This window comes from Paenibacillus sp. 10L310, from assembly GCF_056395745.1.
This window is the reverse complement of record NZ_JBFTKC010000003.1, coordinates 642468-662026: the sequence shown is the minus strand read 5'-3', so window position 1 is coordinate 662026 and position 19559 is coordinate 642468. Positions and strand designations below refer to the sequence as shown.

The following is a 19559-nucleotide window of genomic DNA, read 5'->3' as shown; positions in this document are numbered from 1 at the left end:
ATGTTTACCGGTTTGGTGGAAGAAGTCGGTCAGATCCGGCGTATTGGTCGGAAAGGCGAAGCGATGGTCCTGAATATCGGAGCTTCCGCCATCATGGACGATCTGAAGATTGGTGATAGTGTAGCAGTGAACGGCGTGTGCTTAACTGCGACAACGCTCGAAGGTGGAGGTTTTACCGCCGATGTAATGCCTGAAACCTATCGCCATACCAATCTCAGTCAGCTGCAATCTGGCAGTAAAGTTAATCTGGAGCGGGCCATGCAATCAGGCGGTCGTTTTGGCGGACATATCGTTCAGGGTCATGTCGATGGTACTGGAGTGATTGGCAGTATAACACGTGATCAGAATGCAATTGTGTTTGAGATCAAGCCTGATGATCACCAGTTGTTCAAATATCTGATCCCCAAAGGATCGGTTACACTGGATGGCATTAGCTTGACCGTTGTCCATACATCGGATACCGCATTCACGGTTTCCATTATCCCGCATACCATTGGTGAAACTGTACTAAATGTGAAAAAGACAGGGGATACCATTAATATCGAATGCGATATTTTGGGCAAATATGTGGATCATCTGCTCCAGTATGGGAGAGGACATCGGGAGACGGGTACTGGCAAGCCGCGCAGTATCAGTGAAGATTTTCTCTCCAATCACGGATTTGCATAAATAGAGAACAGAAATTAACTGGAGGTGGACCAATGTCAGAACAATCCATTCTGGACACAATAGAAGAAGCCATATATGATCTCATGCGTGGTAAACCCGTCATTGTTGTGGATGATGAAGATCGGGAGAATGAAGGCGATTTTATCGCTTTGGCCGAAAAGGCGACGCCTGAAGTCATTAATTTCATGATTACTGAAGGTAGAGGTCTGGTCTGTGTTCCGATTACACAACAACGTGCGGACGAACTTAACCTGAAACCGATGGTTCAACAAAATACGGATTTCCATGGAACAGCCTTCACCGTCTCTGTGGATCACAAAGATACAACAACAGGTATCTCGGCACATGAACGCTCTATTACCGTGAAAGGTCTAATCGATCCTGAGGCAAAAGCCGGGGACTTCCGTAAGCCTGGTCACATGTTCCCGCTGATTGCAAAAGACGGCGGTGTACTTCGTCGTGCCGGACATACGGAAGCGGCTGTAGATCTCGCTATCATGTGTGGTTCCTACCCTGCTGGCGTTATTTGTGAAGTGATTAAGGAAGATGGCACGATGGCCAGACTTCCGGATCTGCAGGAGATTGCCCGCAAGCATGATCTGAAGCTGATCAGTATTCAGGACATGATTCGTTACCGTAACGAAAAAGAGCAGCTGGTTCAACGTGAAGTGGCTGTGCGTATGCCGACGGACTTTGGTGAGTTTCAAGCGGTGGCTTATACAAATGCTGTGGACAATAAGGAACATGTGGCTCTGGTCAAAGGAGAAATTGATGGTTCGAAACCTGTGCTTGTACGTGTGCACTCTGAATGTTTGACAGGTGATGTATTCCATTCTCATCGTTGTGACTGTGGTCCGCAGTTTGATGCAGCACTCAAACAGATTCACGAGGAAGGCAATGGTGTACTGCTTTATATGAGACAAGAGGGTCGGGGTATTGGCCTGATCAACAAACTCAAAGCCTATAAGCTGCAAGAGGAAGGTATGGATACTGTTGATGCAAACCTGAGTTTGGGTTTTGCTGCTGACTTGCGTGATTACGGAATTGGCGCTCAAATTCTGAAAGACCTTGGGGTTCGTCAGATCAGACTGCTAACTAACAACCCTCGTAAAATTAAAGGCCTTGAAGGATATGGACTTGAAGTCGTAGAGCGTGTCGCGATCCAGATGGAGGAGAACGAGGACAATACGGTGTATCTTCATACCAAGCAAGCCAAGCTGGGGCATATGCTCAAGTTTGATGATATCGAGCAGAACGAACAGTAAATATATTTTAGATGAATAACGTTCACCATGTAATTTATGGAAGAGATTACTTAGGGATTTCCGTTACTTACATTACATTATACCGTTAGGGAGATGACTTGAATGCCACAATTTTTTGAAGGACATTTAGTATCAGAAGGATCCAGATATGGAGTTGTCGTTGGACGTTTTAACGAATTCATTACCAGTAAATTGCTTAGCGCAGCACTCGATGCATTCAAACGCCACGGCGTGCAGGATGATGAAGTGGATGTAGCCTGGGTTCCAGGTGCGTTCGAAATCCCTTTGATTGCGCAGAAAATGGCGGAGAGCGGCAAGTATGATGCGGTGATTACCCTGGGAACCGTTATTCGTGGATCAACTACGCATTACGATTATGTGTGCAACGAGATGGCTAAAGGGGTAGCAGCAATTAACCTGAAAACTGGCGTGCCTACGATCTTTGGACTGGTTACAACAGAAAATATTGAACAAGCGATTGAACGTGCCGGAACCAAGGCGGGTAACAAAGGTTGGGATGCAGCTACGGCGGCAATTGAGATGGCAAACTTGACGAAACAGCTAAAATAGTGCTTATTTAATAGTAGTGCCCTGCTTTGCGCAGACGAACACGGGAAACCGGATTCGGACGGCTTAGCAGGGTTTTGTATTTTTCTGGCGGGAGGATTCGTCTAGTGACGGTAGTTACATACAAACTGGAGACTTTTGAAGGGCCTTTGGATCTGCTGCTTCATCTGATTGATAAGGCTGAAATTCATATCCAGGATATTCCCATCAGCGATATTACCGATCAATACATGGCGTATCTGCATTCGATGCAGGAACTGGAACTGGATATTACGAGTGAATTTCTGGTCATGGCAGCAACATTGCTGGCGATCAAGAGCAAACTTTTATTGCCCAAACCACCGGTCATTGAGGACTTCGAGGATTATGATTTTATGGAAGAAGAAGATTATGATCCACGTGCAGAGCTGATTGCACGTCTGATAGAATATCGCAAGTACAAGGGAATTGCGCGTCATCTTCATGAACGGGAGTGGGAACGCAGCCTTATATTTTCCAAAGAGCCCGAGGATCTGCGCCCCTATATGCCCGTAGAAGCCCAATCGAATCCGGTTGAGGGTTTACACACCTCTGACCTGATTGCAGCCTTTCAGAAGGCGCTACGCAAGGCTGAGAAGCGCACAACTGTAACTCGAATCAAACGGGATGAGATTTCGGTTAAAGACCGGATACGGGATGTCATCGGCGCTTTGGAAAGTATGGGGCCGGGAGGCAGACTGTTATTCTCCAAGTTGATGGATGAGCATATCTATCGCCATGAGATTGTTGTCACTTTTCTGGCGGTGCTGGAACTGATGAAGATGAAGCAGATTGTCTGTTATCAGGAACGGATGTTTGAGGATATTGTTATGGAGTGGAGAGGGGAAACAAAGAATCATGGATTTTCCGAAATTGAAATCGATTATTGAAGGCCTACTGTTTTTGTCCGGAGAAGAAGGTCTGAGTATCAAACAAATCGCCGAGATCGTCGACCAGCGAGTGGAACTTGTAACGGACGCGATTGAGGAGATGATTCATGAATTTTCACAGCAGGGACGAGGTGTACAGATTCTCAAGATCGCGGGTGTAGTTCAGTTGGGCACCTTGCCTGACCACGCTGTATATTTCGAGAAACTGGCATACTCTCCCGCGCGTACGTCCTTATCCCAAGCGGCTCTGGAGACGCTGGCTATTGTAGCGTACCGGCAGCCCATTACACGGGTAGAGATTGAGGAAATCCGCGGTGTAAAATCGGAGCGGGCCATCCATACGCTTGTGAATAAGGATCTAATTATTGAAGTGGGACGAGCCGAGGCGATCGGACGACCAATTCTGTACGGAACAACCAAGTCATTCCTCGATTATTTCGGACTGGCTTCAATTAAAGACCTTCCGGAACCGGGCTTGTTCGAAGATTCGGAAAACCTGGAAGAAGAGACACAACTGTTGTTCAACAAACTGGATTTGCAACAACTGGAACCGGAAAGTGCTGATCCAACAGATGATGCAAGTCAATTTGACAACGAAGACGATAATACGGATTCTTCACTCTAATTTGCAAGCTCATACTAACCGACACCCATCAGTGGAGTCGGTTTTTTTGCGCATTGTTTTTAGATAAATGGTGAATAAAACAGTTTCCAAACAAATATCAAATGGGATTTTTAGGTCAGACGTGAATTTTTTCCTATTCAAAGTGCCATACTAGACGAGAAAAGAATTGAGGGCTTGGAGGTAAGGCCTGTGTGGATTTGGCTTGGAGGAATCGGTTTGTTGTTCGCATTGCTGATTGCCGCAGTCCTCATCTCAAATGTTCATGTACATTTTACATTCAGTAAACATAAAAGTGATGATTACGCCAATATTAATGTTCGTCTTCTCTATGGGATTGTGCGGATTAACTATGAGATACCGAGTATTGTTTTTCGCAATATGAAGGAAGGTTTTCTGGTCAAGACCGAACAATCCATGAATCATTCGAGAGGCGAGGCCCAGGGTAGCGAGCGGGTCAACAAACGCAAAGTCAAGAAGTGGGCTAAAGATGTGAAAATTATGCTTAGGGCAACGGACGCGCTCAAGCTGTGGCTGAAGCAAACACTCACACGCGTACATATGACCCAACTGTCCTGGGCTACCCACATCGGCGTTGGTGATGCAGCATATACAGCGGTGCTGACGGGCTGGGTGTGGAGTATCAAGTCCATTATTATTGGTTTTCTCACCTATCAGATCCGCTTTGATGAAACACCTGTGCTTCAGGTTATGCCGGTATGGTCCGATGAAATGGAATTTAGAACGGAACTTGATTTCAGAGTGAAAATTCGGATTACAGCCGTTCTGATCGCTGGAGTTACACTACTCACCCGTGTGTTTCAAGTCGAAGGCGGATGGCGGATGTGGTTCAAGCTTCTTCAGGAACAGCGCCGCAGGCATAAGGAGAAGCAAAAGAAGAAACTTAGTGGGACAACAGTATAAAAACCCATCATAGTCGGTCTGTTTTTGGGAATGTAAGGTTGGGATTTGGTGAGTGTATTTAAAATGCTTATTACATAAGTCCCTTCAAGTTTGGGGATGATATGGTTAGATCAAACCTAGCTTACATTGAAACTGGAGGGAATTTAAATGTCAGATCATCCAATTCAAGGCTTAATGGAAACCGCAATGGAAAATATCAAGGCCATGGTGGATGTCAATACAATTGTTGGCGATGCAGTCGAAACACCAGATGGTACCGTGATTCTGCCAATCAGTAAGGTGGGATTCGGATTTGCTGCGGGTGGTAGTGATTTTCACGTTAATGGAGAAAGTAGTGGCAAAAGTGGTGCTACGGGTACCTCTGCTGAACATGCGAGTTCAGCTAAAGTAGCTTCTCCATTTGGTGGCGGTAGTGGCGGCGGTGTATCCATACGTCCTATTGCGTTCCTGGTTGTAGGTAAACAGGGGGTACACATTGTACCACTCGATAACTCCACACATCTGTTTGAGAAACTCATTGACTCCACCCCTTATGTTTTGGACCGAATTCAAGGCATGTTCCAACGGAATACAACACCAACGAATACAACAGGTGTACCAGTTACACCAGATCCATCAACCTACAGCTGAATCATTTCGTCATGATCCCTCCCGCATCCAAGCGTGAGGGATTTTTGCTGTTTGTATAGCAGATGGTGAGTGTTTTTTCGGAGGTTTCCGTATTGCATGAGACTTATGTCTATGATCCGCCTAACCTAGACATGAAATAGGTTATTAAAGGGGGAACGTTAATGCACAGAGATACCGTGTTTATGGTTTTGTTTGGCTGGCTGCTATCGGCAGTCGTGTATTTGGTAGGAGGAATTGATCACCTGTTTATTGCCGTGACCATCTTTGTGGGGCTGGATTACATCACAGGGGTGCTGTCTGCATGGTATAGGAAGGAGTTATCCAGCAGGGTTGGATGGTGGGGGCTTGCTCGTAAGTCATTGACATTTGTTTTTGTCATTATTGCACATCAACTGGATATGGTTGCAGGCAATTCCAATGATTTTATGAGAGATGCGATGTTAATGTTCATCATTGGTACCGAAGGAATCAGTATTTTGGAGAACATGGGGAAACTGGGCCTGCCTGTACCGAAGTTTATCACTTCAGCACTCTTTAAGCTTCGAGGGAATGAAGATCAAGTTGAAGATAAGGAGAAGATGTCATGATACAGATCAATAAGGATTACATACCTGTGAATAAATACAGTCGGGCCGGACTTAAATTAAAAGCGAAACGTGGAATTGTGATGCATTATACGGCTTCTCCCGGAGCGCCCGCGAAGAACATTAGCAAATACTTTGCAAGTTTGGCACAGCAGGATTCCAATAAAGCAGTGAAAGGTCGTTATGCAAGCGCGCACTTCTCGGTAGATCGAACTTCGATATATAACAGTCTACCGGATGATGAACTGGCCTACCACTGCGGGAGTGCAACATACACGAAGGAAGCGCTAGCCAAACTTGGGACATATCCGAACAATAGTACAGTAGGCATTGAGATGTGCATTGAAAAGGATGGCAGTATTCATGAAGATACATTTAATAACGTTGTAGACCTCGCGGTATACCTAATCAGGGAACGGGGCTTTCCACCCGTCTTCTTCACACATAAAGAAGTGGTTGGATGGAAGGAATGCCCGCTGCCATGGATTAAACAACCAGGTGAATATGAAAGATTTAAGCAAGCAGTACATATAAAATTAAACCTACTACAAGAAGTAGCAGTCACGGAGGATGATGATATGAATACCGTTCTTAATTACGCACAATGGGCCTGGAATGAACTTGATCAGTACATTGGAGATGCCTACAACGACAAGGTGATTGAAGATTGGGCATGGGTAGAGAAGGTACGCAAGAAGAAGTTAACCTATGGAGAGTTACTGTTACTGAAGGTTTTAATTGATGAGCGCAGACGTAAAAAGTCCTGACCCAAAGTACATCTCAGATAGAGGTTATGCCTGTCTGCTTGTTAACCAGGAGTTAAAGTGTGCTGGATCTTTCAAAAAATAAAAATGTTGTATAATCACGATATGGTCAGGATACTCAAGTTCATATTGGGTTTGAATCGATGATTCATCGACGACTCCAATAACAGCGAGTTGATTTGTTTCGATCACATATATTGGTGTGGGTGAGCTCATACAACCATCCTTTCGTTTATTAAGTCAGAGTCAACAGGGGCGATGGAGATATCCATGGTCCCTAGATGACCTATACGAGGCAGGATGGGGAAGGTTAAGCTGATCCGGTTCAAAACGGGTTCAAAATTCAAAAAAAAGCAGAACCCCACGTCGAATGTGATGTGGGGTTCTGCTTATGTAACTACTCTTTTGAGAACGTGTCCAGGGCCTCATCTGTAAGATGGAGTTCTGCGAAAGCCCTGCATATCTTTTGGAAAGATCTAATCGTATTTGTCTCGTACAACATCTCAATGGGATCAAAACCTAACATGACAAGCGAATCCACAAGTTCTGTCTGATCTACTTCTGTATGGTGGAGCGCTTCAAGCATGGTTTCAATAACTGCTAAAAATAAAATGGCTTTATTCACTGTCTCGATTGGTGTCCCCTCCTTCGTAATACTACTAGAATAAGCGGAGGAGGACAGAAAATAACGAGAAATTCCAATTTCTCAGTGATGAATCTATTCAATCTAAAAGTGTGGAGAGAATAACTGGTTAATGTAAATTAAAATCTGATGATAAGCTCTCCCCTTGTATGTAAGATTAAGCTTTTTCGTTTACTTCGTGGATAATGGAATCAATTAATTCATCATCAATCAGAGTGCTTGCTTTTTCGAGTGCCAATAGAATACCTTGCGGTTGTTCAAAAAAGACTGTAGAGAGAATAGGGGCAACCTCATCTAAATTAACCTTCTCAGCTTTGACCATACTGATCAAGGCAACAACGATCTCATGTCCCTCTACGTTACCTTCCATAAATCTTGTTCGTAAATGAGTTGCTACAATTTCGGTCTTTGACTGCGAGTACGCCATTACATTTCCCTCCAACGGTTTGAATATCTTAGCAGAGCTCCTCTTCATGCAAGTTTAAACCAGGTTAGATTAGGAGTTATCTTAACAATAATAAGGCAGATAGTTTAAATTATCAACAGCTACTAAGTCAATAAAATCGGATTTGGAATCATAGTTTTATCCAGTAAAAAAGACCCGGAGAGGGTCATTTTTTGGGTCTGCCTTCCCAATAATCAGGAAATCCGTTGTAATCCCATGCGTTCAGATTTTCGCTATCGGCTTGAATGGCAACATCTGCTCCGGAACCAAAGTCAACACCTACGGTTTGCAGTTCTTTGGCCTTAATAACCAGTACCTTGCCGGGTGCACCTGCACACACCAGAGCAAGCTTCCACGGTGTCTGTTGGTAGATATGTTCCATTTGTTTGGATGCTGTGCTCACATGAGACCACGAGGGGCAGTCCACCGTTCCCACGATGCTTGTCCACCCGTATCTCCGCTCCAGAACTTCTCGATATTGCTCGGCCTTGGCTCCGCAGATCAGAATAGGCATGGTCTTGAATGTTTCATAGAATAACTTGAATCGGGCGATGTAATTATTCTCAAAAGCATAGAAGGTCTCTCTGGGCTCAACTTTGTAATATGCAAGGCACATATCGAATAACGGCTTGAAATACCAGTGATCTGTCTGGGTCAGATGTCCGACGTAATCCGCTTTTCGCAGGCAGTGTACGATAATTTCCCTCGCACTTGCATTGGGTAAGGTTATCCCGCAATAGGTAGGGTCGTTCAACCAGCCGTAATGAGACTTGATGAAATCCATAGTCAGAACGGTATCGTGGGCCAGAATGGTGTTGGAAGCATCCCCAAATCGAACAGAAGCATGGGCTTCTCCATCAGAGGCCATTTGGAACCAGTTGTGGATTAATTCTACACTCCCCAGCATGCGTGTCACCTTCTTTCCATGTGTGAATAATGGTTTCTTTGGTATACATATTCATCAACTCCTTCTGTACTAGAATAGGAAAAATGCTTCGTTCTCTCTCTTCTTTTGAGGAATCACTCCTTTTTAGTTCAATGTGCGAAGGTTATTGAGCAACAGTCTAGACTATGTAAAAAGGGAGAGGGGATGGACTGTGAAAAACGTATTTATAGGTAGTCCTGTACGAAACCGGGCTTGGATTATGGAACGGCACTTGCAATCACTTGAGCAACAAGCAGTGCAGAAGCATTATATGTACATCCTGAATGATAGTGAAGATCAGACGGAGCACATCCTTGATGATTATCAGATTCCTTATCTGACTCACAATCTGGGGAGAACATATGGTCATATGCGTGGACAATATTCCTATCACAATCTGGCGTTGTTGAGAAATATGCTTCTGGATGAGTTTCTGAAATCGGACTGTGATTATCTGTTCTCAATTGATACGGATATCATCATTCCTGAGGGTAGCCTACGGCAGTTAATGGATAATGACAAAGATATATGCGCAATGCTTATACGGAATCACCCAAAATTGAAGGCTCATAATGCCATGAGCGGCGGAAAACATATACCTGAATTCAAAGCGGGTTTGTTCCCGGTAGAACTGACAGGTGCCGTATATTTGATTAAGCGTGAAGTGATCGAAGCAGGGGTTCGATATGGTTCGCATCCAACAGGTGAAGATGCACCTTTCTGTGAGCAAGCTAGAAGATTGGGGTTTGAACTGTTTGTAGACACTCGGTTGCGTCCCGTTCATGCCTATGCGGAAGGAGTGGAGTTGATTGCTCAATTGGCTGCTTCGTAGAAAACAACGAGAAAATCCGGTTTTTGAAAGTATAGAAATGACCATTGTTTACCCGCCCGCACTTGACTGGAACCTCTTGTTCCAACGTCCTCAGCAATTGATGACCGCCTTCTCTAATATTCCAGGTATACGGGCTATCTTTATCAATGAAGAAACCTACAGAAAGCAGACCCGCCCGATTGAAAAGTTAAATGAGGATCTGTTCCTTGTGCAGAAAGGTGTGAACTACGATCACCTGGTGAAAGGAAAGAAGGTACTCTGGTTCTCGAATCCAGGTCAGTACAATTATTCGGATGGACGGAAGTTTGATTTTACCGTATTTGATTACCTGGATAATTCGGCTGATGAGTTTGCTGTGTGGAAATCCTACATCCCGAAATGTTTTGACCGTGCAGATCTTATTGCCACGACTGCCAAGGTGATGTACGAGGCACATAAACATGACGGCAAACCAATCTTTATGTGCCCTAACGGGGCAGATTACCAACATTTTGAGAAAGCGCGGGTTATTCTGCCCAAACCGGCGGACTTCCCCGATGTTCATGAAGGGCAAAAGATTGTGGGTTTCCACGGTGCAATGGCATCGTGGGTGGATTATTCGCTGATTACCGCTATTGCAGATAAAGGTTATCATGTTGTTTTGATTGGAAACAATGCCCTCTATCAAAAAAATATTGTGCATCCCAATGTGACTTGTCTTCCGCACAAAGATTATAAGGTGCTTCCCGCCTACATTGCTCAATTCGATGTCTGTATCGTGCCATTCAAGCTGACAGAGATGATCCGTGGCTGCGATCCAATCAAGTATTACGAATATTTGTCAGCGGGCAAACCTGTGTTGACAACGCGTATGGAGGAAATTGTTCATAAGTACAGCGATGTAACTTACTTTATGAATCAGCATAATTGTGGATTGATGTTGGAGAAAGCGATTCGTGAGAATAGTGCTTCCAAAATTGCGGCAAGAGTAAGGGTGGCTAAGTCTAATAGCTGGAATGGCAGGGCAATGGATGCCGTGAAGATGATTAATCAGGTCATAGGAGGTATGAGAAATGAGAAAGATATTTAAACGAATGTTTGGTAGCCAATCAACTACACCGACAATTGAGCTTGAAGAAATAGAGATTGACGCGACGGAGTTCAATGTTACGACCTACACCCCAAACACGGATACAACGATTGTATATCTGCCTGCGATCGATTTCCATAGTGAACGATTCGGGCGTCGACCACAACGGCTGTTAAAAGCACTCGGGGAAGTAGGCTACAATGTAATATATATCAACTCCAGTGATGAGTTCTATCAGGTAGATGCCTTGGAGTATCCATATCCGGAGATTCCAAACTTTGTTGTAGCCCGTGTGGGCCATAATGTCCGTACGCTGTTTCAAGGTGATCGCGTAATCTATTGGGTGAACGATAGTCGGCTGGCAAGTTCTGTCGAGACAGCCTATCCTGATCTAGTCGTATTTGATTCGTTGACCGATCCGGATCAGTACGAGAAGCACAAACACAAGATGGAAGCTGTTGCTGACGTTGTCTTCATTACACCTGAGAGAATCTATGAGCATGGCAAATATTGCTCGCATGTTCATCTGGTTACTGCCGATGAATTTGAGATCAAGGAACGTGCAGAACAGGTAGCGCAAATTATAGATGCTTTGCCAAACAGAGTGGCCCCTCTAATGTAGGGGTCTTTTCTTTGATCGTATATAGGCCTTTTCCTTTTGCAAAGATGACGGGGCTAATCGTGCTTCAATATATTTCGTTTACATTATCGTTAGGGATTGAAGATAGCGTTCTACACTATAAAAAGCAGAGACGGCGAACAGCCAGACGGGTTAAACGAAATGGATCTCCCGATCATCAAGTCAATTAACCTGATCCCGGCTTAAGCAAGTCTCAGTAGCTAAAATTACATACTATCCTAAGGAGTGGACTGTTCAATGGCTAAAAAAATGATTATCAAAGGTGTAGGTACGTTTATGGCTAAACGCCTTCCAAAAGATCCGATGGGCGAAATTGAGGTAGTTACCCTGGGTACCCTGCAAGATCTGAAAATTGACCTTAACGTGGAGCTTGAGGACATCTTTGGTGGTGACGGTCTGTTCGCCATTGATGTACTGGTGAAGTCCAAATCGATTGAAGTATCGGCAACAGACGCCAAGTTCGATCTGGATGCGATCCAGCTGATGATGGGTTCAACGGTACAAGAGCAAGTGAAGTCTTATGTATGGGTGCTGAATGAGCAGTCTACAGTGGCTGCAGGCGTTTCCAATTCTGGATTTGCGGAAGCCAAACCGAAGCATGCGAGTGATATCTATGGAAGTAACGGTGACATTACGGTTCGTCTCAAAGATTCCAACACGTTGCTGAAACAACTCACTACTAAAGGAACAGCCGTGGAACCCAATGCGTTCTTCTACGACGAAGCGAACGGTGTAGTCATCCTGAATGCGTTCCATATCGGTAAAGAGATTGTGTTGAACTACAAACGTGAAGAAACTGTAGACATGGTTGATCTGTTGGTTGACGAAGTACCATTCCCAATCTCTGTCGTTCATCACGGGACGTTCCAGCAAAAAGATGGTTCGTATGCAGGTGTTGAAACCGAGCTGTACATGTGCCGTGCAAAAGGTACATTCAGCATCAATGCCCAGCGCGCTGCCGCTTCTGCATCTGCAATCTCTTTGCAGATTCTTGACCCTGAACGTGCTGATGGAAAAATCGGCAGTATCAAACGCTTCAGCGCACCAAGCAAGATCTAATATCTAAATAAGGTTGATTGCTCCTGGCAAGGTATCAAACGGCATCTGTGTCCTCCCCTTCACAGAGCCTTGCCTTGCCAGGCTTTTTATTATATGGGGGAGAATGTCCTGGGGAGGTCTTTAAATTCATGGAAACAGAACAAGAAAAATCCGAGCGTGAGCTTGCGGAAAAGCTGAATGAGGAAGCGGCGAAACGAATCAAAGATGATCCGGAAAACAAACGGGTGACTCCGGAGGAAGTGGAAGCTGCTGAGCGTGCATTCTTTGAAGATGATGAGATTATTACGCTGCGGGATCGACGGAAATATCGTATTCCGCCATGTAACCTGAAGGATGCCCGCCGTCTGATGAAGTTGCTAAAAACGGTGAATATCGATGCCATTATTCTTAACTTCATTCCGACTGAGAATGATGAACTGGATGAAAAGCGGCAGCAGGATTTATTTGATGTATTGGCAATGGCATTCAAAAACTATCCACATATCGTGACCAAAGATGAGCATGGTGAGTATACCATCAATCGAGAGTATCTGGATGAGTACCTTGATCTGAACACAGCTCGCAAAGTCATTGATATGCTCATTGGACTCAATGGTTTAAAAAAGTAGAACGCACCGAGGGGGAGTCTTTGGAGGGAACCGAAATCCGTGATACGGAAACACAGGAACCCGTTCACTGGGGAGAAATCTTCTTCACCCTCCATAAACACTGTGGGCTGAACAAGTGGGAGATTTGGGAGTACACACTCCCTCAGGTTGCGGAGCTGTGCAAGTCAGCCGAGAAATATATTCAATTTGAGGTTGAACTTATGACAGCACCTCTTCGCATGTTCGGTGGCGGTGGGGGCGAGGAAGTTGAAGAAGATGGGACCGTCAGACGTAAAAGAACCTTCAATGACGAGGATTACACGGAGATATCAGAAGATGATATCGGTATGCTTGCACAAGCGCTCGGAGGATAAGAGAGAGATATCCCGTTTTGCCTAAATGAAGGTAGAACGGGATTTATGCATAAAGGCGGTGATTCTTTTGACTGAAACAGAAGGACAAGGAGATAAACATTCCTTAACACAAGAAATATTAACGGATAAGGATCAATTAACTGGACAAAACGCAGTACTGAAAGAGAGTTCCCCTTCAGGCGTTAGCACACTGATTAGACGAGTGGAGACAATCAGAAGTGATATGCAGTCGCAAATGATTGAAACACTGACTACCGATTTGGAGCACTTTTATCGTGGAGCGTTCAGTGAAATGAAGGATGTGTCTGCAGTTGACTCACAGGGGTTGTTAGACTCCGTGATGAATACGATGAAATATATTTCAGCAGGTGAAACCAAGGGGTATTCATCAACACTACTCAAGAAATCCCTTGACTCGTCGCAGCAGATGGATCAACAGATAAGCCGGGCCGACCAAAATTTGGAGCTTAGATCGTCTGGGACAACAAATGACAGTGGGCAATTCACACAAACCGGAACGGTCAAAAATCTGCAACGAATTGCACTGCAACATGGTATGGATCAGGAAGATGTAGGTCTTGCCTATCGCATTGGTTCTCGTAATTATGATCATTCATCTGAAGCTGTAGCGTTTGCTGAAGAAGTAGCCAAGCTGCATTCAGTGGGCAATATGGATGTAGAACAGACGGCAACAGGTCTGGAAGCTGTTACTCCGGCATGGGGAAGCAGTAGCTTTGATCTGTCCCAAGTCACAGACATGATGATCAAAGCTTCAACGATGTTGGATGTTGGCATTCAGGACTTGATGGATATGATGCGTCAAACCCTTCCAATGGTTGGTAATCCTGATGGAACGCTTGCACAAGAGGATGCATTAGCCAACTGGATTAGCAAGGCTGGATTGTTGGTTCAGTCAAAAGGAGATCATCCTCAGCAGGGCTTTGCATCGAATCGAGTTAGATTCGATCTTCTTGCTGAACAAGTGAAGGCTACGGATGCAAACGCGTCGATCCATCAGCGCACCGGTAGTAGAGACAACCTTCTATTCCGACAACGAGAGATCGAAATCGCATTTCAGATTGCAACACATGAGGCGATGCAAGGGTTGAAAGAGGAATTTGCCGAGCTGGGCGATTATCTTATCGCAGTCATGCGGTTAATTGGAGATCGTACGGGTGGCATTGTTGATCATATGGAATTGCTTAACCGAATTATGGATGAAGTCGGTGTTCAGGTTGCGTGGGATAAGTTCGGTGAAGTGATGAATGAAGGCGATCAGAAGCGATACCGTGCTACAAATGCGGATCCAGGGGAAGTCGAAAATACGGGGAGCAACGTTCCCGAGCCACTTCGAGTCAGGGATGTGCAACGTGCTGGTGTAGCGCAAGAAATGGGCAGACAGCAGAGTCGTCTACAGACTCTGGATCATCGCAGAACAGAAATTCAAAGTAGGGCCGCAGCCAAGCAAGGTGAGGTACTTCAGGCTCGGACTAACCGAGATCATCAACATAAAATGTACAATCAGGCTATACAAGATGGGGATACAGCGGCTTCTTCCATTCATGCAGAAGAACGTGACGAAGCTGAGAAGCGAGTCAAAACGTATAGTCGAGAACTTCTTCTGCTGCGAGAAGAAATGCATTCACTCGATATTCAGATTGCAAAGACGAAGCGAAGCCTTGAGTTTCTAGGGCGAGAGTTGGATGACACGAGTAGAGCAATGATGCAACTTGAACACCAAGCTAGAGTTTTGATGATGGCGATGGATGACATGGACCTCGATGCGGTTGAACTACGAAATAAGTTGTATTTCCTTAATGCTGAGTTTACATACGGTTCAACCGATGTTCAACGGTACGAATCCGAGATCCAGAAGCTGCGTAAACAGTCAACTCTATTGAATGATGTTCTCTCCACATTGAGAACCGAAGTCAATGAGTTAAATGCTTCTTTTAGACAAGGCATGATCGATGCTACAGCATACATATCCAAACTGAAGGAACTTGAACAGGTTCAGCTCGCGAGTATGATGAATGGTCCAGGAGGATTGTTAGTTGTTCCAGGTGCAGGAAGTGGTGGATCCCCTGGATCCCCTGTTAAGGATGACAAGGAAGACTCAGCAAACAAGCCTTTTTTAGAGAGACATCAAGATTTTATCAATGACGTAATTAAGGATATGGCTAAATCAAAGATTGAGGAAGTTATGGATTTTGGTTCAGACAAGAAGAAGAAGGACAAGCCGAAGCGACGAGGGATAAAACAGAGATTCGAAGATATGAAAGAAGTCGGTAGTAAAAAAGCATTTTTTAACGGTCATGCACCTATTCGTGACAAGGACGGGAACGTACTAAGAGGTCCAGATAAACCTGATGGAACCCCTGGAGATATCCTTACCCAACGTGATATTACAAGCGAGCGTAAGAAAAAAGGAGACATTCCAGGGAAATTAGCAAAGCTCGGCAAGTTCGGTAAGTCTATACTGAAACCCCTAAAAGCCGTTCCTTATCTTGGGGCTGCCATGACTGCTGTGGATGTAGTGTCCGGTCTTGTTGATCCGCTGAGTAATATGGGTAAGTCAGAAGCGGAGAAGCAAAGTATTCGTGCAACAAATAAAGAGGAACTGGCCAAGGATTTTAAAGATATGGAGCAGTCTTCAGTTGTAGGTAAAGTGTGGAAAGGCCTTAACCTTGGAATGGATGCAGTTGTTAAGGGAGGAATCAGCAGCCTATTTGGTAACAATGCAACGAATAACAAGTTCGGGGACTACTGGAAGGGATTTAAGGCGGTATGGAGCGAAGACGGCGGAGATGCAGTTGAGAAGAAACTGGGCAAGGAATACAACTATAAGCAGGAGAAAAAAGAAGCCCAGATTCAAATGGATAAAGAGTCTGGAAAACCGCCTGGGGACAACAAACAACAACAACCGCAGATACAATACATTCAACCTCAAATGCAGTATATTCCTGCTGCGGGTGGAATAGGAACTATTGCTAACGGTTATAGGCCACAGCCGCAAAGCAATGGTATTGATGAAATGATCGCCAAGATTAATCGGCAGCTTAACAAATCGACAAGTGATAACGAAACCAATTACCAAGTCACTCGATCCCGTCTGTTGATTAGTGGTGTTCGCGAAGATTCTGGTCAGATGCGCGCGCTAATGGAGAAATATTTGCAAGAGAATATCAAGTTCTTCGATAAGGCCATTGCAAGTTTACAGAAGACGTACGACAAGATGGCTGAAGGTAAGGATAAAGATGAACTGGGCCTGGAGATCAATGAGAAGAAACAGCAGAAGGCACAATCAGAACTTGAACTGAATGGTGTTAAAAACAGCCAGATTGATGAGCTTAGACGCAAGATGAATGATCAGTTTGAGTTGACGCAGTTGGATTATGATAAACGAATGTATGATCTTCTTACGGCTAATGGGGGGAAGGAAGATGCACCAGAATTAATTGCATTGAACAAATCCCGTGCATCTGAAATGAACTCACAAATAAGTTCGATCAAGCAAGATTGGAAGAATCTGCTGAATAGTGGTGTGTTTAAACCAGGATCAAATGAATATATGGAGATTTTTAAACAAATCCAGGCATTGGGTGTAGAACAGTCCAAAAATTTGTATGAAATTAGCAAAAAAATGGATAAACCGATATCTTCTTTCAACATTCCAGCAGGTCTTAAGGTCATGGATTACTTTGACTACATGACGACGAACAATACACATAAAAGTGTGATGGTTGGCTCGGGGGATGTTACGGTTCATGTGAACATCGATAATATGACAGGCAGCACAAAAGATGTGGAGAGACTTACATCTACGTTGGACAAGACACTACGGCAGAACAGTCCTGGTATTGCAAACCGAATGGCCAGCAATGTTGGTGCGGGAATGGGAAGTAATCATATCCCCAGATAAAATAGGTAAGGAGGGCATCTGATATGACGCAGCAAGACCCGTTTGGCTTAGTTAATGACCGGTATAAAAGAAAGCTGTATATAGATACAGGCATGAAGTTTGAGCCAGTGAACGGAAGAATTATTGATCCGTACTCTTCACCATCGCCCAATCCGCAAGTGAGGGAAATTAAAATGATTAATGCTCCCTCGCATTTTCATCAGATGGGCGTGTCTTCATACAAGGCCATCATTAACATCTTGTTTAAAGATAAACAATCCTATCACGACTACGTCATGTACGTAGGCTGGACACACAAATTTTATGATGAGAAGGGCAATATTTATGTTGGTGTTGTAGAGTCCATCAAAGTTGACCCTATTTTCTACCATCAGGATACGATGGATAAAGATCAAAAGGGGTACAAGGTCGAATTGACCATGACCCTGATCAAAAAAGATGGTTATGACCGTAAGAGTGCAATACAGTTTCAGGATTTACAGACGACAGAAGGAAAGGACCACTGGGCAAGAGATTCCATTGAACGCTTGGCTGATTTGGGGCTGACGGTTGTAACACAATTGGATGGCACCCCAATTCTATATTTCAGACCGGAAAACTTTATAACCAGAGCAGAGTTTGTTACTTTCCTGATGCGAACCAAGCGTCTGCTGGAACGAACAATTCGAGAGTAGGGTGACCTACTCTCTTTTCTGTCTATTCTAAAGATAGGAGGTGTTTATCATACGAAAATGGGTTGATGTAAACGAAGGGGACTGGTTCTATAACGATGTTATGGAAGCCACGAATATGGTTTTGGAAGATGGTGAAGTCTTTGTGGCCGGGATCAACTATAACAAGTTTGAGGAAGGCAAGCAGTTTGTATATGAGGAAATCAAAGGGAAAGCGGGGCAAACCTCATTTAGTCTACCTGTGCTGATTAAACCAACAGATGACAATCCACTGTATGTGTTTATTGATGGTGTTCAAACGATCTACCAAACGGCTGAAACCAATAGTAAGGGATTAACCGATGTGGAGTTGTATACCGGTGTGAAAGCAGGACAGGTGGTGTCCTTCTGTAGTTATGGAGAACCGTTGCTAGACAGTGCTTGGAAAAGGCCACCCGTGTCCTGGACTGGAGATCTGCCCAGAGCTGAACTTAGTGCAGCGACGACCTATTTCTACGATCCATTCAGTCGTAATCATCAGGAATATTTGTATGCTGCAGGCCAACCGCTTCGCAGACTCAGTATTCCTTCCGAGGTATGGGGTGATACCATGGGGGATGCCGCGGCGGTAACCAAAATTGCAACAAAGGCTATTGGTTACCGAACGGATGTATATTGTGTCAGCCCTGGGGGCTCGGTGTTCCTTCCTTTTAATCTGAACGGTGTCACTTGCAAGTTCAATTATTGGACGAAGAATAACAAATTCAAGAGTGAAGATATCAAAGCGACAACCCTCAAACCAGCATACAACAATTGTTTCTTTCCTAATGCCATTATACAGCGGGGAGAAGCCTTTCATCTGATTAATAAGTTACGCAAGGTGTTCTATGCCAGATTTACGGACATGAAAGCACCAACGACGGGGATTAATCAGCCTATTACGGCATTTCAGGGACAACGGGTTTTTAGACTTAACGGCAATTATCCCGCAGGTAAAAAGAAACTTAAAATTACAGTGAAATTCAAAGACGAAAAAAAAGATAAAGTCCAAGAAACACCGGCTTATTCGGAAATTGACAACCATACGGTTGTTTTCAATCAACCTTTCTCAGAGGGCGACGAAGTGACGTTCTATTATCTCAAAGATGTGAGCGAGAGGTTCGCAGACGTTGGCAAAGATTCGGCCATATATTATCGGGACAAAAATGAGCGGGTAGAGCAGTCCAAAGACGCTTTCTGGAAAATAGCCGTCTCGGAAATGGAAGACGAAACATTTGCGAACAATGATCCACTAATTAATGGAATTCCTATCAAGAAAAAGGTGGATGGTGCAGCGGAAGTCACGGATATGGGAAGACCTGTAGGTGGTACGGACGAGGAAGAGATATGGTTCCTTGGAAATTCCGCTATGACACGGGCTGAAGCCGTAGCTTTCCTGGACCGATTCATGAAATGGACCATCGAGCGATTCAAGTAAGGG

At 44.5% G+C, this 19559-nt stretch carries 22 protein-coding genes; 18 read left to right on the top strand and 4 right to left on the bottom strand.

Annotated elements, in window-relative coordinates:
- The 9 genes from ribE (at window position 1) to AC1DE7_RS12000 (ending at window position 6936) form a co-directional block, all read left to right on the top strand.
- Complete coding sequence (gene ribE / locus AC1DE7_RS12040; RefSeq protein WP_127551008.1) at window positions 1-669, top strand: riboflavin synthase; 669 nt, start codon at window positions 1-3, stop codon at window positions 667-669.
- A gap of 32 nt (window positions 670-701) precedes the next feature.
- The gene (locus AC1DE7_RS12035) at window positions 702-1934 is read left to right on the top strand and encodes a bifunctional 3,4-dihydroxy-2-butanone-4-phosphate synthase/GTP cyclohydrolase II (protein WP_076318983.1); all 1233 of its coding nucleotides are present in this window, start codon (window positions 702-704) and stop codon (window positions 1932-1934) included.
- A 102-nt stretch (window positions 1935-2036) separates the two neighbouring features.
- Window positions 2037-2504: a 6,7-dimethyl-8-ribityllumazine synthase gene (gene ribH, locus AC1DE7_RS12030; protein WP_017687651.1), complete on the top strand. Its 468-nt coding sequence runs from the start codon at window positions 2037-2039 to the stop codon at window positions 2502-2504.
- Between the two features lie 104 nt (window positions 2505-2608).
- Window positions 2609-3409, top strand: a complete 801-nt coding sequence (locus AC1DE7_RS12025; protein ID WP_127551006.1) for a segregation and condensation protein A — start codon at window positions 2609-2611, stop codon at window positions 3407-3409.
- The gene (gene scpB / locus AC1DE7_RS12020; RefSeq protein ID WP_127551004.1) at window positions 3378-4034 is read left to right on the top strand and encodes an SMC-Scp complex subunit ScpB; all 657 of its coding nucleotides are present in this window, start codon (window positions 3378-3380) and stop codon (window positions 4032-4034) included. The genes AC1DE7_RS12025 and scpB overlap by 32 nt, the downstream gene beginning before the upstream one ends.
- A gap of 189 nt (window positions 4035-4223) precedes the next feature.
- Complete coding sequence (locus tag AC1DE7_RS12015; RefSeq protein WP_076251141.1) at window positions 4224-4955, top strand: DUF2953 domain-containing protein; 732 nt, start codon at window positions 4224-4226, stop codon at window positions 4953-4955.
- 147 nt (window positions 4956-5102) lie between these two features.
- Entirely contained in the window at window positions 5103-5585 is a 483-nt protein-coding gene (gene ytfJ, locus AC1DE7_RS12010; protein WP_036607830.1) for a GerW family sporulation protein, read from the top strand.
- A gap of 161 nt (window positions 5586-5746) precedes the next feature.
- Complete coding sequence (locus tag AC1DE7_RS12005; RefSeq protein ID WP_036607828.1) at window positions 5747-6172, top strand: phage holin family protein; 426 nt, start codon at window positions 5747-5749, stop codon at window positions 6170-6172.
- Entirely contained in the window at window positions 6169-6936 is a 768-nt protein-coding gene (locus AC1DE7_RS12000; RefSeq protein ID WP_339283293.1) for a peptidoglycan recognition protein family protein, read from the top strand. The genes AC1DE7_RS12005 and AC1DE7_RS12000 overlap by 4 nt, the downstream gene beginning before the upstream one ends.
- Window positions 6937-6960: 24 nt before the next feature.
- Here AC1DE7_RS12000 and AC1DE7_RS11995 read toward each other — a convergent pair whose 3' ends face one another.
- The 4 genes from AC1DE7_RS11995 to AC1DE7_RS11980 all read right to left on the bottom strand — a co-directional run bounded on the left by AC1DE7_RS11995 (window position 6961) and on the right by AC1DE7_RS11980 (window position 8928).
- Window positions 6961-7125, bottom strand: coding sequence for a hypothetical protein (locus AC1DE7_RS11995; RefSeq protein ID WP_477534434.1), 165 nt, complete (start codon window positions 7123-7125; stop codon window positions 6961-6963).
- A gap of 205 nt (window positions 7126-7330) precedes the next feature.
- Window positions 7331-7558, bottom strand: a complete 228-nt coding sequence (locus AC1DE7_RS11990; RefSeq protein ID WP_036607823.1) for a hypothetical protein — start codon at window positions 7556-7558, stop codon at window positions 7331-7333.
- A gap of 175 nt (window positions 7559-7733) precedes the next feature.
- Window positions 7734-8003 (bottom strand): hypothetical protein, encoded by a 270-nt coding sequence (locus AC1DE7_RS11985; RefSeq protein WP_477534433.1) that lies wholly within the window; start codon window positions 8001-8003, stop codon window positions 7734-7736.
- Between the two features lie 184 nt (window positions 8004-8187).
- Window positions 8188-8928 (bottom strand): GT-D fold domain-containing protein, encoded by a 741-nt coding sequence (locus tag AC1DE7_RS11980; RefSeq protein WP_127550998.1) that lies wholly within the window; start codon window positions 8926-8928, stop codon window positions 8188-8190.
- A gap of 190 nt (window positions 8929-9118) precedes the next feature.
- Here AC1DE7_RS11980 and AC1DE7_RS11975 point away from each other — a divergent pair, with 190 nt between their 5' ends.
- The 9 genes from AC1DE7_RS11975 to AC1DE7_RS11935 all read left to right on the top strand — a co-directional run bounded on the left by AC1DE7_RS11975 (window position 9119) and on the right by AC1DE7_RS11935 (window position 19556).
- On the top strand, window positions 9119-9778 hold the full coding sequence (locus AC1DE7_RS11975) for a glycosyltransferase family 2 protein (RefSeq protein WP_477534432.1): 660 nt from the start codon (window positions 9119-9121) through the stop codon (window positions 9776-9778).
- Window positions 9756-10847 (top strand): glycosyltransferase, encoded by a 1092-nt coding sequence (locus AC1DE7_RS11970; protein ID WP_477534431.1) that lies wholly within the window; start codon window positions 9756-9758, stop codon window positions 10845-10847. The genes AC1DE7_RS11975 and AC1DE7_RS11970 overlap by 23 nt, the downstream gene beginning before the upstream one ends.
- Complete coding sequence (locus AC1DE7_RS11965) at window positions 10831-11469, top strand: hypothetical protein (protein WP_477534430.1); 639 nt, start codon at window positions 10831-10833, stop codon at window positions 11467-11469. Before AC1DE7_RS11970 ends, AC1DE7_RS11965 begins: the two co-directional genes overlap by 17 nt.
- 255 nt (window positions 11470-11724) lie before the next feature.
- A complete protein-coding gene (locus AC1DE7_RS11960) occupies window positions 11725-12546 on the top strand; it encodes a hypothetical protein (protein ID WP_477534429.1) in 822 nt (273 codons plus the stop codon).
- Window positions 12547-12674: 128 nt separating this feature from the next.
- Window positions 12675-13154, top strand: a complete 480-nt coding sequence (locus tag AC1DE7_RS11955; RefSeq protein WP_076328278.1) for a hypothetical protein — start codon at window positions 12675-12677, stop codon at window positions 13152-13154.
- A 20-nt stretch (window positions 13155-13174) separates the two neighbouring features.
- Complete coding sequence (locus tag AC1DE7_RS11950) at window positions 13175-13507, top strand: hypothetical protein (RefSeq protein WP_223199730.1); 333 nt, start codon at window positions 13175-13177, stop codon at window positions 13505-13507.
- Window positions 13508-13574: 67 nt separating this feature from the next.
- Window positions 13575-17429 (top strand): hypothetical protein, encoded by a 3855-nt coding sequence (locus AC1DE7_RS11945; protein WP_477534428.1) that lies wholly within the window; start codon window positions 13575-13577, stop codon window positions 17427-17429.
- Between the two features lie 23 nt (window positions 17430-17452).
- A complete protein-coding gene (locus AC1DE7_RS11940; protein WP_036672295.1) occupies window positions 17453-18103 on the top strand; it encodes an S-layer homology domain-containing protein in 651 nt (216 codons plus the stop codon).
- A gap of 100 nt (window positions 18104-18203) precedes the next feature.
- Entirely contained in the window at window positions 18204-19556 is a 1353-nt protein-coding gene (locus AC1DE7_RS11935; protein WP_477534427.1) for a hypothetical protein, read from the top strand.
- The last annotated feature ends 3 nt before the right edge of the window (window positions 19557-19559 follow it).

What these genes read in the sequence shown, in the direction of transcription:
- ribE (WP_127551008.1), top strand. Translation starts at nt 1, where the DNA reads ATGTTTACCGGTTTGGTGGAAGAAGTCGGTCAGATCCGGCGTATTGGT.
- AC1DE7_RS11935 (WP_477534427.1), top strand. Translation starts at nt 18,204, where the DNA reads ATGGAAGCCACGAATATGGTTTTGGAAGATGGTGAAGTCTTTGTGGCC.
- AC1DE7_RS11940 (WP_036672295.1), top strand. Translation starts at nt 17,453, where the DNA reads ATGACGCAGCAAGACCCGTTTGGCTTAGTTAATGACCGGTATAAAAGA.
- AC1DE7_RS11955 (WP_076328278.1), top strand. Translation starts at nt 12,675, where the DNA reads ATGGAAACAGAACAAGAAAAATCCGAGCGTGAGCTTGCGGAAAAGCTG.
- AC1DE7_RS12000 (WP_339283293.1), top strand. Translation starts at nt 6,169, where the DNA reads ATGATACAGATCAATAAGGATTACATACCTGTGAATAAATACAGTCGG.
- AC1DE7_RS11980 (WP_127550998.1), bottom strand. Translation starts at nt 8,928, where the DNA reads ATGCTGGGGAGTGTAGAATTAATCCACAACTGGTTCCAAATGGCCTCT.
- ytfJ (WP_036607830.1), top strand. Translation starts at nt 5,103, where the DNA reads ATGTCAGATCATCCAATTCAAGGCTTAATGGAAACCGCAATGGAAAAT.
- AC1DE7_RS12005 (WP_036607828.1), top strand. Translation starts at nt 5,747, where the DNA reads ATGCACAGAGATACCGTGTTTATGGTTTTGTTTGGCTGGCTGCTATCG.
- AC1DE7_RS11965 (WP_477534430.1), top strand. Translation starts at nt 10,831, where the DNA reads ATGAGAAAGATATTTAAACGAATGTTTGGTAGCCAATCAACTACACCG.
- scpB (WP_127551004.1), top strand. Translation starts at nt 3,378, where the DNA reads ATGGATTTTCCGAAATTGAAATCGATTATTGAAGGCCTACTGTTTTTG.
- ribH (WP_017687651.1), top strand. Translation starts at nt 2,037, where the DNA reads ATGCCACAATTTTTTGAAGGACATTTAGTATCAGAAGGATCCAGATAT.
- AC1DE7_RS12035 (WP_076318983.1), top strand. Translation starts at nt 702, where the DNA reads ATGTCAGAACAATCCATTCTGGACACAATAGAAGAAGCCATATATGAT.
- AC1DE7_RS11985 (WP_477534433.1), bottom strand. Translation starts at nt 8,003, where the DNA reads ATGGCGTACTCGCAGTCAAAGACCGAAATTGTAGCAACTCATTTACGA.
- AC1DE7_RS11960 (WP_477534429.1), top strand. Translation starts at nt 11,725, where the DNA reads ATGGCTAAAAAAATGATTATCAAAGGTGTAGGTACGTTTATGGCTAAA.